Below are 15,316 nucleotides of genomic sequence, written 5' to 3'. Positions count from 1 at the left end.
GTGATAATTTGTATGGGCCGAATAATTACCCTGAAAATCTTGGGTTTTCTAGAGGTTGAGTTAAAAAGAGCTCAGATACGGTGACACAGAATCACGAAAAATTGCTTATTTTTGTACGACTTTGCCCACCGCTAACACCATCGCAAAATCATGCGATTTGAGGGTGGATTTATCCTTCAATCTCAATGGATTTGGGCAATGATACAGCAGAACCGAGTGATTCCCTCCGAGAAGATGCCCCGATGATCACCACAGCCTTCGCCCCTCATGACGATCTTGCCAAATGGCTCCTGCCGCATGCCACTGAGGGCAATGACGGCTCGCATGACGCTGCCCATATTTTGCGCGTGTTCAAAAACGCCATGCGCATTCACGCGATCGAAGGCGGCGACAGTCAGGTTCTTGCCGCTGCCGTGCTGCTGCATGATTGCGTCTCCATGGAAAAGAACGCACCCAACCGTGCGGATGCGTCCCGCCTTGCCGCAAAGAAAGCTGAAGCAATCCTGGCTGACGACAGACAATGGCCAGCGAGCAGCATCCAAGCAGTCTCCCACGCAATCCTCACCCATAGTTTTTCGGCCAATCTTGCCCCCGAAACGCTGGAAGCAAAAATTCTGCAAGACGCCGACCGGCTGGATGCCATCGGGGTGGTCGGGGCGGCGCGCTGTTTCTACATTGCCGGGCGGCTCGGCTCCGGCCTTTACGATCCAGCCGATCCGAAGGCCTTACAACGCCCGCTGGACGACAAGCGCTTTGCCATCGACCATTTTCAGACCAAGCTTTTCAAGCTGGCGGATGGCTTCCAGACCCCGACCGGGCAACAGATGGCGCATGAGCGCCATGCCCGCCTCCAGGCAATTTTCAGCGATTTTCTTGAGGAGATCTGATTCGATGTTTCTCTCAGACCTTTGCATCTATCCTTTAAAAAGCGCGCGGGGCATCGCCCTGGGCCAAGCCGACATTCGTCCCGAGGGGCTTAGCCGCGACCGCCAATTGATGCTGGTGGAGCCCTCAGGGCATTTCGTCACCCAACGAGAGCTGCCGAAACTGGCGCAGTTGGACGTTCAGCTGGATGACACATTTTTACACCTGCGACTCGATGATAGCAGCAACATCAGCATGCCCCTGGAAAATTTTAGCACCCGCAAGCCGGTCACGGTCTGGCGGTCATTGGTTGATTCGGCCTTGGCTGATCCCACCGTCAACGACACCTTGTCGCAATGGTTCGGCAGGCCGCTCGAACTAGTTCTGTTCGATGAACGGGCCTCGCGCCTGGCCAATGCAGACTGGGCCGGACCAGACACGCCCGTCACCTTTGCCGATGGCTATCAGGTGTTGATCACCACGATAGCCTCGCTCGACGCGCTGAATGCCGATATGGAATCCCATGGGGAAGGCATGGTTGCCATGGACCGCTTCCGGCCCAATATCGTCATCGACGGCGCACTGCCCTGGGAGGAAGACCAATGGGCCAGCATCGCCATCGGCGGATTACGCTTCGATCTCGTCAAGCCCTGCGCCCGCTGTATCATGACAACACAAGATCAAAAGACTGGGTCGCGCTCCGGCCCCTCGCCGCTTGCTGCCATGGGACGGCTTCGAATGTCAGGCGATAAGCGCGTTCCCGGTCCGCTGTTCGGCTGGAACGCTGTTCCCCGCGCCATCGGCACACTGCGCCTTGGCGATACTGTCGAGGTGCTGGAAAGGCGACCGGAAGGCATCGAACTTAGGAAACGCCGGTAAACGGTTCTCTTAACCGACAGATATTTTGCATAAAAATCCAATATTTCAATTTTAGCGGGAATTTTTTCTGACTTTTTGCGACTGCGCAGATTTTGCCGCAATGCGAACGCTATTTTCCGAAATGGGGCATGTGGGATTCATTTTGCCATGAAACCTTCATATTCAATCGATCACAAAAATATATTTTGTTTTTGATTGGAGCGCCATTGACGGATCGACCCATTGATCTTACCTTCAACGCTGTCGGCAAGGTGGTGATACACGCTACCAGGATCTGTCAATCGGACAGGACATCCATCGACACGTGTTCAATCTAGAGCCGGTTCCATAACCGGCTCCCTGGCAAGGAGGTAAAGCATATGCGCAGACTATCGCACCATGCGGCGCGCTCCTCGCATCTATGCCCGCTTGGCGTGAGAGGCGTTATGATGATGTCTTTCATTTGCTGTCGAATGTGACGCGTTCTTAAAACAAGACACCACAATTGATCGACTATTGGCCTGCGTATCAAAGCGGGCGGGGATATGACTATGGAAAAACAAGTTATCGAATATGCCGGTGTGCCGGTTGGAATCAGCGTCCCGGAAGGCAACCGGGTCAAATTTATCGCCGTGAAATTTCCAGTCATTGATCTGGATGGAGGCGTTTATAGCAATGTCACCGAACTGCAACGCGCCATCCGCACGCATATGAAAAAGTCTGACGAGAATGCCTATGGCACCCTCACCGGTTTCGGGGCAGCTCCACCGAGCGCAATCTCATCCGGCGTCTCCAAGGCTTTCAGCGCCGCCTGACAGAAACCATCGCGCGCGGCTCCAGCCGTGAGCCCGCGCGGTTCATACACATGTCTTTGTAGAAAATAACCGGTCAGCCGGAAGGCCTGTTGCAGGGCCTGCGCATCCGCCTGTTTGTCTTTACCGACTAATGGCTCCGGTTGCAGGAAAACCGGAAGAGTAAGAAGGCGATCCGCATAGGGCAGACCGGCGGCGTGGGAAACCGCTCTTCCCGTTTTCGGCGAGACGAAAACCAGATCTTGACGCCCACCGGTGGCTGCGCAGGCTGTCAAGTCCAAGCCGAAACCAAGATCGTTCAGGATTGCCAGTTCAAAGCGGATGAACAATTCGCCTGCCGACGCGGGTTCATGCAGGTGATCGAGAATAATATTCATCGCCTCATACAGATGCCCATGCGGCTCGCGCTCCGGCAGCAGCCGCAGCAGAGACGCAAGCGCCTGCACGCCATAGACCGCCGTGGCCGAACTCATCAGATGACCGGCTCGCAACTGCAATGGCTCGACGCGGAAATCGCCCAGATGTTCTTCCAGCCGCGCCCGCCAGGTGACTTCCACGACATTGCCCGGCTGCAACACCGGCTGCATGGTGCGTGATCGCCCGCCCCGCACCAGACCGAGATGGCGGCCCCGCGCCAATGTCATCATTTCGGCAATGACGCTGGTTTCGCCATGCCTGCGCGCACCCAACACAATTGCCTGATCGGTCCATTCCATAGATTGTTTTTATACCAGAGCGATGATGTTCGCCCGTAAAAAATCGGGATATTCCCCTTGATCTGGTTCCAAGCCCGCTATTCTTATGGCCGATGGAAGCATGGCAGCCATGCGATAGTCTTCGTGCCAGAATTTAACATGGCGTTGAGAAGAAGATCGCCCTATACAAAACCCGCCCTTTTTAACCTGCGGCATGCTTCACTTCAGCGCCGTATCCCTGGTTCAGATCCCGCAAGACGGCATGACATGACCCCAATGGACACGAAAAACACCGAACCCGCCTTGGGCGATGGTCGGCTGACAGCGCTTCCATCCGCGCTCAAATGGATACTGCTACTGCTCTTGTCGCTGCTGGTCGCCGGGGCTTTGGAATATGTCCGTTTCCCGGCAGCGCTTCTGCTTGGGCCGATGATCGCCGCTATCGTGTTTGCCACCAATGGCGCAAGACTTTCCCTGCCGCGCCCACCCTATATCGCCGCCCAGGCGCTGGTGGGCTGCATGATCGCCGAATCGCTGAATGGCGATATCCTGCGGCGGTTCTTGCAGGATTGGCCGCTGTTTATCGGCGCGACCCTGTCGGTGATCGCCCTCAGTTCGCTGCTCGGCTACATCATGGCGAAGCGCCAGGTTCTGCCGGGGACCACAGCGGTTTGGGGCAGTTCCGCCGGAGCGGCCTCAGCTATGGTGCTGATGGCGGAGGCTTACGGCGCCGACCCAAGGCTGGTTGCCTTCATGCAATATCTGCGGGTGGTCTGCGTGGCCTCGGCGGCTGCGGCCATGGCCGCCTTCGTCTTCAATATCGCCGGAGCGGAGCCGCCGCCCCTGGTGTTTTTTCCTGAAACTGATTGGCAAGCGCTGGCCTTGACGCTGGCGATTACCGCTGCGGCCACTGCCGCTGGTCACTATCTGAAAATCCCCGCAGGCACGATGCTGGTGCCCATGCTGGTCATGGCCGTGCTGAATTCTTTCGGACTGGTGAAGATCGAACTGCCGCTCTGGCTGCTCGCCGTGGCCTATGCCATGGTCGGATGGCGCATCGGGTTGGCCTTCAGCCGCCGACTTTTGCTGCATGCCGCTAAGGCTGCACCACAGGTTGCCCTATCGATCCTGATCCTGATTTCCTTTGGCGGCTGTCTGGCTTTTCTGCTGTGGTATCTTCTCGGTGTCGATCCGCTGACCGCCTATCTCGCCACCAGCCCGGGCGGGCTGGATTCGGTGGCGATCATTGCCGCCACCACCCATGTGGACCTGCCCTTCGTGCTGGCCCTGCAAACGGCACGCTTCCTGATGATCCTGGCGCTCGGCCCGTCGATTTCAAAGTTCATCGCCAACCGGATCAAGCAATAACCCGAAAAGCGGTTAGTCCCTCGGAAATTCCAGGCCCATTTCGCGGAATCGTTCGGGATCGTTGCCCCAGTTTTCACGGACTTTCACGAATAGGAACAGGTGAACCGTCTGTTCGAGAATTTCCGACATTTCCTTGCGCGAACTGGTGGAGATCGACTTGATGGCATCGCCATTCTTGCCAAGCACGATCTTCTTCTGGCTGTCGCGCTCGACATAGATCACCTGCTCGATCCTGACCGAGCCATCCTTGCGTTCTTCCCATTTCTCGGTTTCGACATGAGAAGAATAGGGCAATTCCTGATGCAGGCGCAGGAAGAGTTTTTCGCGGGTGATTTCCGCCGCCAGTTGACGCATCGGCAGGTCGGAAATCTGATCCTCAGGATAATACCAGGGGCCTTCGGGCAGGTAATCGGCCAGATAATCCATCACGTCCTGGCAGCCGGAACCGTTGGTGGCGGAGATCATGAAGGTGCGCTCGAACTTCACTGCCTCGTTGGCCGTCGAGGCCAGTTTCAGCAGATCCTCGTGACGCACCTGGTCGATTTTGTTCAGCACGAGGATTTTCGGCTGATGCACATCTTTCAATGCTTCCAGAATGGCTTCGCCATCGCCGCGCAATCCGCGTTCACTGTCGATCAGCAACAGGATCACGTCAGCATCCTTGGCCCCGCCCCAGGCGGATGTCACCATGGCGCGGTCCAGCTTGCGGCGTGGCTTGAAAATGCCGGGCGTGTCCATGAAGACGATCTGTGCATTGTTATGGATCGCAATGCCGCGCATGACGGCGCGCGTCGTCTGCACTTTGTGGCTGACGATCGACACCTTGGCACCAACAAACCGGTTCACCAGGGTCGACTTGCCGGCATTGGTGGGACCGATCAAGGCAACGAAGCCAGAATGGGTCGGCCGAACCACAGCCGCATCTTCAGCCACGGTGCCAGCGACGGTGTCTGCGATCTGGCCATCGCCAGTCGGTTGGTTTTCATGCTCGGTCATTGTCATCCAATCAATCTGAGGCGGTGGATCTCGTCCACACGCCTTCTCTTTCCAGCAACCGGGTCGCCGCCGCCTGTTCTGCGGCGCGCTTCGACCGGTCAATTCCGGTTTCCGGCTCCAGCTTGCCGATTTCAACCGTGACCGTGAAGCTGGGATCATGATCCGGTCCAGAGCGGTCCGCAACCCGATAGACAGGTGTCACGGCAAATTTCGCGTGTGCCCATTCCTGTAGCTCGGTCTTTGCGTCACGCCGACCGGCATCCTGCCGGGAGGCACGCTCAGCCCAGAACTTCAACACGAAGGCACGCGCCGCTTCCAGCCCGGCATCAAGATAAATGGCGGCAATCAGGCTTTCCACCACATCGGCCCGCACATTCAGCATATTCTTGTCTGTCAGCTTTTTGACGTCGGCACCGGTGCGGATATAGCGATGCAGCTGAATTTCATCGGCCACCGCCGCACAGGTCTCCGCGCTGACCAATTGGTTCAGCCGCACCGACAACTCACCTTCGGTGGCAGCGCGAAACACCTTGAACAAATGCTCGGCCACGCAAAGGCCAAGCACCCGGTCGCCCAGGAATTCCAGGCGCTCATAATCGCTACCCTTGGCGGGCCTCGCACTGGAATGGGTCAGCGCCTTATCCAGCCGTTCCTTGCCAATAAAGTGGTAGCCGATCACGGCCTCCACTTTTTCGCGTTCTTCAGCAGTCAGGGCCTTGGGAGCCTTCATTGAACAACCTTGAACAAACGGTCCCACCGCATATTGGACGGCCATTTCCAAATTTCACGGAAGGACGTATTGTTGCCAAGCGAGAAGAAGATCACCGAGGCACGGCCGACCAGGTTTTCAGCTGGAACCATGCCCACGTCGAAGCGACTATCAGCGGAATTGTCGCGGTTGTCGCCCATCATGAAGTAATGACCGGCGGGAACGGTGAATTCACGCGTATTATCGCCAGCCGAATTCTGGATTTCATCCAGCGTGTCGTAATTGACGCCATTATCCAGCGTTTCGCGGAAGACCGGCACGTCGCGCCCGGCATCCATCCGGTAATCGGAGGTGAAGGTTCCGTCCGGCACTTTCGGTATCGGCTTGCCGTTTACCAGCAACACGCCATCGGTCACCTGGATACGGTCGCCCGGCAGGCCGACAAGGCGCTTGATATAATCGATGTCAGGATTGGGCGGAAAGCGGAAGACAACGACATCGCCGCGCTTGGGCTCACTCGCCAGAATACGGCCGGAGAACAGATCGAGGGAAAAAGGCAGCGAATATTTCGAATAGCCGTAGGAGAACTTGTTGACGAAGATATAATCACCCACCAGCAACGTCGGCATCATCGAGCCGGACGGAATGGTGAAAGGCTGGAACAGCACGGTGCGGATCACCATGGCAAGCACCAGCGCCTGAATGATGACCTTGATGTTCTCCCAAAGGGCATTCTGCTTCTTTTCGACTTTATCCGTCACGCCGGTCTCTTTCATAATTCGTCAGTCTGACGTTTCTCTAGTCGTTTCAGGCCGAACCGGCAACGGCAAAACCGTTGCATCACGCGCTTGCGTCCCGATAACACGACAGGAGCGCACACGGATCAGACAATTATCATTGAGAAACGAGGCTTACGAGAAAAAGGCGGCATAGGTCGGGGTCGTCGGTCTTCATCACAGTGCTGCCGATGCGCAGCCGATAAACCAAGCAATCCAAGTTAAACACCTGGCCAAGATATATAACGGTTACGGAGGCGAGCTTATTCCCGGAAAAACATCAGGAATAAAAATTTGATATGAGCTGATTTGATATCAAGCAGCACCCGAACGCATCTCGTTCGTCGGCGAGACCACCCAAAGATGATGGTCCCGTATCAGGAAACTCGACGTGGCTGGATTTGCCTCGTCTTTCATTCACAAGCCCCGGCAAGACCGCGACCATCTTTTTCATCATCCAATTCCGCTTCACCCGGCATAGCTGATTTCACAGGTCAGCCATGCGCCCGGCGTATAGCGATTAACGGATGCGACGGAACAGGCCACCATCGATTTCGCGCTGGCGATATTCCAGGTCGAGGCGGTCATGGGCAGCGTTCAGGTAAGCCATTTCACGTTCCTGGGCAGTCGGGACGCGCAGGGCGCGGGCAAATTTGCGAATAGGACCAAACATCGTCTTATCTCTCTGTGTTTGTTTCGATGACCTCAATATACGAGTGCACTGCACAAAGAACCAGAGACAAGGCGCGTTGCCAGCCATGCGCATAATGCATGGCATCGTTAAAAACCGCGGAATTTAGCCAGAATCTGCACGAAATTTGATCAGAAACAAGGCTCCGATGTCAAAACATTGGCAGCACCGACGAAGCGGACAGTGAGCATTTACAGCGCCGTGCGTGTTATAAAACGCAGCGATGACGCTGTACCGCTTTGTATCGGCAGCATAATTTCAATCGAAGTTGGCAATCCAAGCCTCAGTCATAGACCCGCTTGGCGGTTGCCACGCAATCCAGCTCCTTCAGCTGCGACAAAAGCTGGTTGAGCTGTCGCAGATCCCAGACATCCAGATCGAAGGCCATTTCGGTGAAATCGGCAGCGACGCGCATCATGGACAGAAGCCGGATATTGATGTCCAGCCCGGCAATCAGTTGCGCCACCTTGGCCAGCGTACCCGGCTCGTTGATGGCATTGATAAGGATGCGGGAATGGAAGCGCGATTTGTTGGCCTCATCCAGATCCCAGCGGACGTCGATCCAGCGTTCCGGCTCATCATCGTATTTCTGCAAGGCAGACGCCTGGATCGGATAGATGATGATCCCCTTGCCGTCTTCCATGATGCCGACAATCCGGTCGCCGGGAACGGCACCGGCTGCGGAGAAATGCACTTCGAGATTACCAGCGAGCCCTCGGATCGGCAGTGGATCCAACTCCTCCGCAAGACTGCCATCGGCAGGCTTTGCGGCGTCAGTTGCCTTCTTGCCTTGCGGCAGCTTGAACATCATGCCGCTGGCCGAGCGCATATTGAACCAGCCATCGTCCATGGCAGGCTTTACCGTAACACGCTCGTCCTGGTAATCAGGGAATACGGCGCGCAGCACATCAAGCGAAGACACTTCGCCGCGACCGACTGCCGCGATGGCGTCCTCGACATCCTTATGGCCCAGTCGGTGCAGAACGGGTTTCAGGATCTCGCGGGAAAAGGTCTTAGCGGCACGCTCGAACGTGCGCTCGAGGATTCGGTAGCCGAGGCCGGAATATTGCTTGCGGATCGCCATGCGGGTGGCCCGGCGGATGGCGGCGCGGGCCTTGCCCGTGACGACGATCTCTTCCCAGGCCGCCGGCGGCACCTGCACGCCGGAGCGAATGATCTCCACCTCGTCGCCATTGGCCAGACGGGTGACCAGCGGCATGATCCGGCCATTGATCTTGGCGCCGACGGTGGTATCGCCGATATTGGTATGAACGGCATAGGCAAAGTCGATCGGCGTGGCGCCGCGCGGCAGGGCGATCAACTTGCCCTTCGGAGTGAAACAGAAGACCTGGTCCTGGAACAGTTCCAGCTTGGTGTGCTCAAGAAACTCTTCCGGATTGTTGGCTTCCGCCAGAGCCTCGATGGTATGACGCAGCCAGGAATAAGCATTGCTTTCGCGCGACAGCAGCTCGCCTTCGCCCCCCCCCTCGCCATCCTTGTAGAGCGCGTGGGCGGCGATGCCGTACTCGGCGATTTCATGCATGCGGTGGGTGCGGATCTGCAACTCGATACGCTGGCGCGACGGGCCGACGATGGTGGTGTGCAGCGACCGGTAATCATTCTGCTTCGGCGTCGAGATATAGTCCTTGAACCGGCCAGGCACCACCCGCCAGCGGGTATGGACAATGCCGAGCGCCCGATAGCAGGCCGCAACGCCATCGACCAGAATGCGAAAGCCGTAGACATCCGAAAGCTGCTCGAAGGACAGCGATTTGGACTGCATCTTGCGAAACACCGAATAGGGTTTCTTCTGGCGCCCCTTCACCGAGGCCTGGAGCAGGCCATTGGCGACCAACAGTTCGCTCAATTCGTCTTCGATCTTCTTGATCAGCCCTTCGTTGCGCCGGGAAAGCTCTTCCAGCCGCTTTGTAACAGTCTCGTAAGCTTCGGGATTGATATAGCGGAAGGACAGATCCTCCAGCTCGTCGCGCATGTCCTGCATGCCCATGCGACCGGCCAGCGGCGCATAGATTTCCATGGTTTCCTCGGAAATCCGGGCGCGCTTGTCGGGGCGCATATGCTCCAATGTGCGCATATTGTGCAGGCGGTCAGCCAGCTTGACCAGCAGAACCCGCACATCGTCGGAAATCGCCAGCAGCAGCTTGCGCAGGTTTTCGGCCTGCTTGGCTTTCTTGGTAACGAGGTCGAGTTTCTTGAGCTTGGTCAGGCCTTCGACGAGCCGGCCGATATCCTCGCCGAACAATTCGTCGATTTCGGCCCTGGTCGCCGTGGTATCCTCGATCGTGTCATGCAGGAGGGCAACCGCGATAGTCGACTCGTCCAGATGCATTTCGGTGAGGATGGCGGCCACTTCCAGCGGATGGGAAATATAGGGATCGCCGCTGGCTCGCTTCTGCTGGCCATGTTTCTGCATGGCGTAGACATAGGCCTTGTTGAGCAATGCTTCGTTGGCATCGGGCTTGTACTTCTGTACCCGCTCCACGAGCTCATACTGCCGCATCATGCCAAGGCTACTCCATCAATCGAAAATCAGGCCACAACAACGCTGGTCGAAGACGCACTCTCAAAAGAAAAAGCGCGCCAACCTTCCGATTGACGCACAGAGAGTTTGAAAGATCGGACCACCTCAAGACCGGTACGCCGATCTTGAGACTTCGGCAATCAGTAATCGTCGCTCTTTTCCGGCGGGACAAGGCCCTCGATGCCGGCCAGCAGCTCTTCTTCCGACATCTGGTCGAAGGCTACGGTTTCCGGCATTTCGTCCTCGTCTTGCGAGCCGCTGGTCAGCTGGCCTTCGGCAATGGAGGCAGCATCTTGTTCCGGCTCGTCCACTTCGACATGCTTTTGCAGAGAATGGATCAGATCTTCTTTCAGATCATCAGGCGACAGGGTCTCGTCAGCAATTTCGCGCAGGGCAACGACAGGATTCTTGTCATTGTCGCGGTCGATGGTGATCTGAGCGCCCTGGGAGATCTGACGGGCGCGATGGCTTGCCAGCAGAACCAGTTCGAAACGGTTATCGACCTTGTCGATGCAATCTTCCACGGTGACGCGTGCCATGGTCTGTCCTTCTTTTTACTATTTAGTCCTGGGGCTTTTAATATTTATTCCTGAGGGATTGACAGACCGGATACATGTATTATCGCCGGAGTTCAAGTTTTTCCTGAGCGTCGTTTCAGCCAGACTCAACCTAGAAATTGTAAAAAAAATTGGAAACTCATAAAGATTCAATCAACAGGCGGTTGGAATATGCTCTATCGCTGGATACATAATTCATATATGATTAAATCATAATACATTGAGTCGGGTTGGAACCCGAGGCTGGCCATACATGATGCCGCGCTAATGTATATAACAAAGGATGTTGAAGGATGTTTGATCCGAGAGAAAAAATAGCGCTTTTCATAGATGGCGCAAATTTATATGCGGCTTCCAAAAGCCTTGGTTTCGATATCGATTACCGCAAGCTGCTCAAAGCATTTCAGAAGCGTGGCTATCTGCTGCGCGCTTACTATTACACCGCGTTGATCGAAGACCAGGAATATTCGTCGATCCGTCCGCTGATCGATTGGCTGGACTATAACGGCTACAAGGTCATTACCAAGCCGGCCAAGGAATTCACCGATTCCATGGGCCGCCGCAAGGTCAAGGGCAACATGGATATCGAACTGGCCATTGATGCGATGGAACAGTCCGAAACTGTGGATCATCTGGTGATCTTCTCCGGCGACGGCGATTTTACCACGCTGGTCGAAGCCCTTCAGCGCAAGGGCCGCAAGGTTTCCGTGGTTTCGACTATGTCGACCCAGCCGCCGATGATTGCCGACGACCTTCGCCGCCAGGCAGATCATTTCATCGATCTCGTATCGTTGAAGGCTGAAATCGGTCGCGATCCAAGCGAACGGCCGATGCGCCAGGTCGAACCCATGCTAGCAGAGCCGCAGATCTGATCGCCGATAGCGCCGTGCCAAATATGGCGCACTCAGCTTCGCTGTAGCGCTTTTATTTGTTGCACAATGAGACGACCCTGGGTCAGCCAGGGTCCCCTCAACCACGGTCGGTCACCTGTCTTTTCCTGCATTATTCAGGGACATGAACTGATGGTTGCCACGCAACCGCCCTGCCGTTTGCTTTCTTGATAAAAATATTCCGGCTCAAATAAGACGCGACACACGCATAGCGGATCGCGACACGACTGTATCTATTGGATATTCGGCAACGTAAGCTCTGCGTATTTTAAGGGTTTTTGCGATAATATCTTGGTTTACCCGCTCCTGCGGATAGACCCTGGCGACCGCCTTATTATCCTATTGTTAAATTTCTGGGCGTTAACATTTCCATGCGAGGTGAGATCCCAACAGATCCACACCCGGAAGAATGATGACCGACAACACAACCATAGCGCGTCTCTAGGCTGAGTATTTTTCCTCGGATAGCGACAGAAGGCTCGAGGTGCCACCTCTTGCATCCTGTCTTCAACACCATGGATAAAATGGGATGTAGCGAAGACCTCGCGTTATGGCAAAGCGCAGTGCCGATCTCCGTGTTGAATGGCTGATGATCGTGCATTTTTAAAACAGGATAAGTGGACCAGGGTGTTTCATGACTAATGCAACCGATGACAATGGCGAACTTCACAAGCGAATGGCTTTCCTCAAGCTGACGGCAAGCGATCTGCAGGTCGTCGCCGGCTTGCAGCCGATCATTGCCCATTCCATCGGTCCGACGCTGGACGTATTCTATCAAACCGCCAAACAGCATCCGGAAGCGGCGAAGTTCTTTTCCAGCGACAGCCATATCGAACATGCCAAACAGAAACAGATCAAGCATTGGAGCCATCTGCTTTCCGGCCATCTGGATGGCGCTTATGTTGCCTCGGCAACCACGATTGGCCGCACCCATGCAAAGCTGGGCCTTGACCCGCGCTGGTATATCGACGGCTATGGCCTGATTCTCTCAGGCCTGGTCACCGGCGTGCTGGAAGCAGAGATGCGCGGAACCCTGTTCGGCAGCCGATTGAAAGGCGCCATTCCGAAGATCTCCGCGCTGATCCGCGCCACGATGCTGGATATGGATTTCGCCATTTCCACCTATGGTGAAGCATTGAGCGAGGAGCGCAGCAAAATTGCCGCGGAGCGCGCCAGAATCGAAGAAGAACAGCAACAGGCTCTGAGCGCCCTGGACAATGCATTGGCAGCGCTCAGCAACGGCAATTTGACAGCACAGATCACCACGCCGCTTGCGCCACAATACGAGGCCTTGCGCGGCAATTTCAACAAGGCCGTCGCCACCCTGGCGGGCGCTTTCGACGAAATCAGCCACGAGGCAGGCCAGGTCAATGCCAATACCCGGGAACTGACCCGGGCAACCGACGACATGGCAAAGCGCACCGAACAGCAGGCCGCCGCCCTTGAAGAGACGGCTGCGGCGCTGGAGGAAATCAGCGTGATTGCCAAGCAATCGGCGCAGCGCAGCCGGGAAGCCCAGACGGTGGCCAGCCATGCCGCAGAGGCCGCCGGCAAATCCGGCGAGATCATCGGCAATGCGGTCGCGGCCATGAGCGCTATCGAGGACAGCTCGACGAAGATTTCCTCGATTATCAGCGTCATCGACGAAATTTCCTTCCAGACCAACCTGCTGGCGCTGAATGCCGGGGTGGAAGCCGCGCGGGCGGGCGAGGCAGGCAAGGGTTTCGCAGTCGTGGCCCAGGAAGTGCGTGAACTGGCACAGCGCTCCGCCAATGCCGCCAAGGAAATCAAGACGCTGATCGACCGCTCGTCGAAAGACGTCGCCAATGGCGTGGCCCTGGTCAACCAGACCGGCGACGTCTTGCGCACCATCAGCGATCAGGTTCGTGAAGTGGACGGACATATTGCCGCCATAGCCCAGGCCGCCCAGGAACAGGCATCCGGCATGAATGAAATCAATGCTGCTATCTCGAGCATGGATCAGTTGACCCAGCAGAATGCCTCGATGGTGGAGGAAACCAACGCCTCAACCCATACGCTGCAAGGCGTATCCGACCATCTGGCATCACTGCTGGCCCGTTTCCAGACGCAAGGGACGAAGGCGCATACGCCGCGGTCCGGGGCCTATCACCAGCGCTACGCGGCCTGATGAACGGATAAAAATGAACCGAGTTATTCAGCCAGAACATTTTTGAAAACGGGCATATCCATGCCCGTTTTTCGGCGGCGGAGTCCGGTGGAATGACGTAAAACCTGCTCATGCTGTTCAAACAACCTTCCGACGATACCCTCTACGCCGCACTGGTCGCCAAAGATGCGTCCTATGACGGCTTCGCCTATGTCTGCGTCACCTCGACACGGATTTTCTGCCGTTTCACCTGTACGGCGCGCAAACCCAAACCGGAAAATTGCCGGTTCACAGAGACCATCGCCGCCTGCCTTGAAGGCGGCTTTCGCCCTTGCAAGCGCTGCCGCCCGCTTCTTGCCTATGGCCACGCCGATCCACTGGTGAAAACCCTGCTAGATCTTCTGGACGCCGATCCCGGTCGTCGCTGGCAAGAAGCCGACGTCGTTGCACTCGGTCATGATCCATCCACGGTCCGGCGCGCGTTCAAGCGTCGGTTTGGGATCAGCTTTATCGAAATGGCGCGATTGCGCCGGATCAGTCTTGGCACCGAAGTCCTCGCCGCTGGCGAGACTGTGATCGAAGCGCGGATGGAGGCTGGATATGAATCTGGCAGCGGCTTTCGTGCCGCCATCACCCAATTGCTCGGCAATGCTCCGGCAAGGATGAAGGACCTCAACCTGCTCAAGGCTGACTGGATCGACACACCGATCGGGCCGATGCTGGCGATCGCTGACGATCATGCGCTGCATCTGCTCGAATTTGCCGACCGGCCCGCCCTGCCCACGGAACTGAACCGTCTGAAGGAACGTCAAGGCTGCGGAGTAACAATTGGGCGAACCGCCGTGACTGAACAGATTGCGGCAGAACTGGCACGCTATTTCAGCGGCGATCCCAGTGGATTCGAAAGCCGGGGATTCCAAACCCGGCTTGCCGGACATGGAACGCCATTCGAGCGCGATGTGTGGCAAGCGCTGCGGCACATTCCGGTGGGGGAGACCTGTAGCTATTCAAAGCTGGCGACATCCCTTGGTCGTCCAAGCGCCGTGCGGGCTGTGGCGCGGGCAAATGGAGCAAACCAGATCGCTATCGTCATACCATGCCACCGCGTCATTGGCGCGGATGGCAGCCTCACCGGCTATGGCGGAGGGCTGTGGCGCAAACAGTGGTTGCTCAATCACGAACGGCGCATAAAACACAACCCATAAGCGTTGCTGATCGTTGTCATTCAAAACATTCGCTGGACGATTTGACGCATCTCGGTCATTTTTCGCGCGTCCACTGGCAGCCAGAGTATTTCCAGGAAAAGGGAAAACCTCCCTATTTCCATGATGGATAACAAGGTTCTCGGCCTGCCACCTTTTCACCCCTCACCCATCGCTTGTCTGCGTCGTCGAGACGTAGGCTCCTGTCCTCGTGCCTGCTTGAAAGGA

At 56.4% G+C, this 15,316-nt stretch carries 14 protein-coding genes; 7 read left to right on the top strand and 7 right to left on the bottom strand.

The genetic code is table 11. The annotated features are described in order from the left end of the window. The first annotated feature begins 242 nt into the window (after positions 1-242). The 3 genes from AVI_RS05715 to AVI_RS29515 all read left to right on the top strand — a co-directional run bounded on the left by AVI_RS05715 (position 243) and on the right by AVI_RS29515 (position 2,537). Positions 243-887, top strand: coding sequence for an HD domain-containing protein (locus AVI_RS05715; protein WP_041697764.1), 645 nt, complete (start codon positions 243-245; stop codon positions 885-887). A 4-nt stretch (positions 888-891) separates the two neighbouring features. Next, the gene (locus AVI_RS05710) at positions 892-1,743 is read left to right on the top strand and encodes an MOSC domain-containing protein (RefSeq protein ID WP_015915461.1); all 852 of its coding nucleotides are present in this window, start codon (positions 892-894) and stop codon (positions 1,741-1,743) included. A gap of 530 nt (positions 1,744-2,273) precedes the next feature. Next, positions 2,274-2,537, top strand: a complete 264-nt coding sequence (locus AVI_RS29515; RefSeq protein ID WP_070167428.1) for a hypothetical protein — start codon at positions 2,274-2,276, stop codon at positions 2,535-2,537. On the opposite strand, the gene recO is transcribed toward AVI_RS29515, so the two are convergent. Next, positions 2,456-3,250 carry a DNA repair protein RecO gene (recO, locus tag AVI_RS05700; RefSeq protein ID WP_015915459.1) on the bottom strand — a complete coding sequence of 265 codons (795 nt, stop codon included), beginning with the start codon at positions 3,248-3,250 and terminating at the stop codon, positions 2,456-2,458. The two genes, AVI_RS29515 and recO, sit on opposite strands and share 82 nt — an antisense overlap. A gap of 246 nt (positions 3,251-3,496) precedes the next feature. Here recO and AVI_RS05695 point away from each other — a divergent pair, with 246 nt between their 5' ends. Further along, positions 3,497-4,597: an AbrB family transcriptional regulator gene (locus AVI_RS05695; protein WP_244427785.1), complete on the top strand. Its 1,101-nt coding sequence runs from the start codon at positions 3,497-3,499 to the stop codon at positions 4,595-4,597. Positions 4,598-4,609: 12 nt separating this feature from the next. On the opposite strand, the gene era is transcribed toward AVI_RS05695, so the two are convergent. The 6 genes from era to rpoZ all read right to left on the bottom strand — a co-directional run bounded on the left by era (position 4,610) and on the right by rpoZ (position 10,850). Further along, positions 4,610-5,593 (bottom strand): GTPase Era, encoded by a 984-nt coding sequence (gene era / locus AVI_RS05690; protein ID WP_015915457.1) that lies wholly within the window; start codon positions 5,591-5,593, stop codon positions 4,610-4,612. Positions 5,594-5,603: 10 nt separating this feature from the next. Next, complete coding sequence (gene rnc / locus AVI_RS05685; RefSeq protein WP_015915456.1) at positions 5,604-6,323, bottom strand: ribonuclease III; 720 nt, start codon at positions 6,321-6,323, stop codon at positions 5,604-5,606. Beyond that, positions 6,320-7,063, bottom strand: a complete 744-nt coding sequence (lepB, locus tag AVI_RS05680) for a signal peptidase I (protein WP_015915455.1) — start codon at positions 7,061-7,063, stop codon at positions 6,320-6,322. Before lepB ends, rnc begins: the two co-directional genes overlap by 4 nt. A gap of 535 nt (positions 7,064-7,598) precedes the next feature. Beyond that, positions 7,599-7,751, bottom strand: coding sequence for a DUF3563 family protein (locus AVI_RS29510; RefSeq protein WP_015915454.1), 153 nt, complete (start codon positions 7,749-7,751; stop codon positions 7,599-7,601). Between the two features lie 301 nt (positions 7,752-8,052). Beyond that, positions 8,053-10,293, bottom strand: a complete 2,241-nt coding sequence (locus AVI_RS05675; RefSeq protein ID WP_015915453.1) for a RelA/SpoT family protein — start codon at positions 10,291-10,293, stop codon at positions 8,053-8,055. Positions 10,294-10,451: 158 nt separating this feature from the next. Beyond that, positions 10,452-10,850 (bottom strand): DNA-directed RNA polymerase subunit omega, encoded by a 399-nt coding sequence (gene rpoZ / locus AVI_RS05670; RefSeq protein ID WP_015915452.1) that lies wholly within the window; start codon positions 10,848-10,850, stop codon positions 10,452-10,454. 311 nt (positions 10,851-11,161) lie between these two features. On the opposite strand from rpoZ, the gene AVI_RS05665 reads away from it, so the two are divergent. The 3 genes from AVI_RS05665 to AVI_RS05655 all read left to right on the top strand — a co-directional run bounded on the left by AVI_RS05665 (position 11,162) and on the right by AVI_RS05655 (position 15,091). Continuing rightward, positions 11,162-11,740, top strand: coding sequence for a LabA-like NYN domain-containing protein (locus AVI_RS05665; RefSeq protein ID WP_015915451.1), 579 nt, complete (start codon positions 11,162-11,164; stop codon positions 11,738-11,740). A 652-nt stretch (positions 11,741-12,392) separates the two neighbouring features. Further along, positions 12,393-13,907, top strand: a complete 1,515-nt coding sequence (locus AVI_RS05660; protein ID WP_015915450.1) for a methyl-accepting chemotaxis protein — start codon at positions 12,393-12,395, stop codon at positions 13,905-13,907. Between the two features lie 110 nt (positions 13,908-14,017). Then, positions 14,018-15,091: a bifunctional transcriptional activator/DNA repair enzyme AdaA gene (locus AVI_RS05655; protein WP_015915449.1), complete on the top strand. Its 1,074-nt coding sequence runs from the start codon at positions 14,018-14,020 to the stop codon at positions 15,089-15,091. Positions 15,092-15,316 lie beyond the last annotated feature (225 nt).

Origin of the sequence: Allorhizobium ampelinum S4 (genome assembly GCF_000016285.1) — a bacterium.
Classification (GTDB): domain Bacteria; phylum Pseudomonadota; class Alphaproteobacteria; order Rhizobiales; family Rhizobiaceae; genus Allorhizobium; species Allorhizobium ampelinum.
Note: the sequence above shows the minus strand (reverse complement) of the source record. Positions and strands in the feature narration are given on the sequence as shown.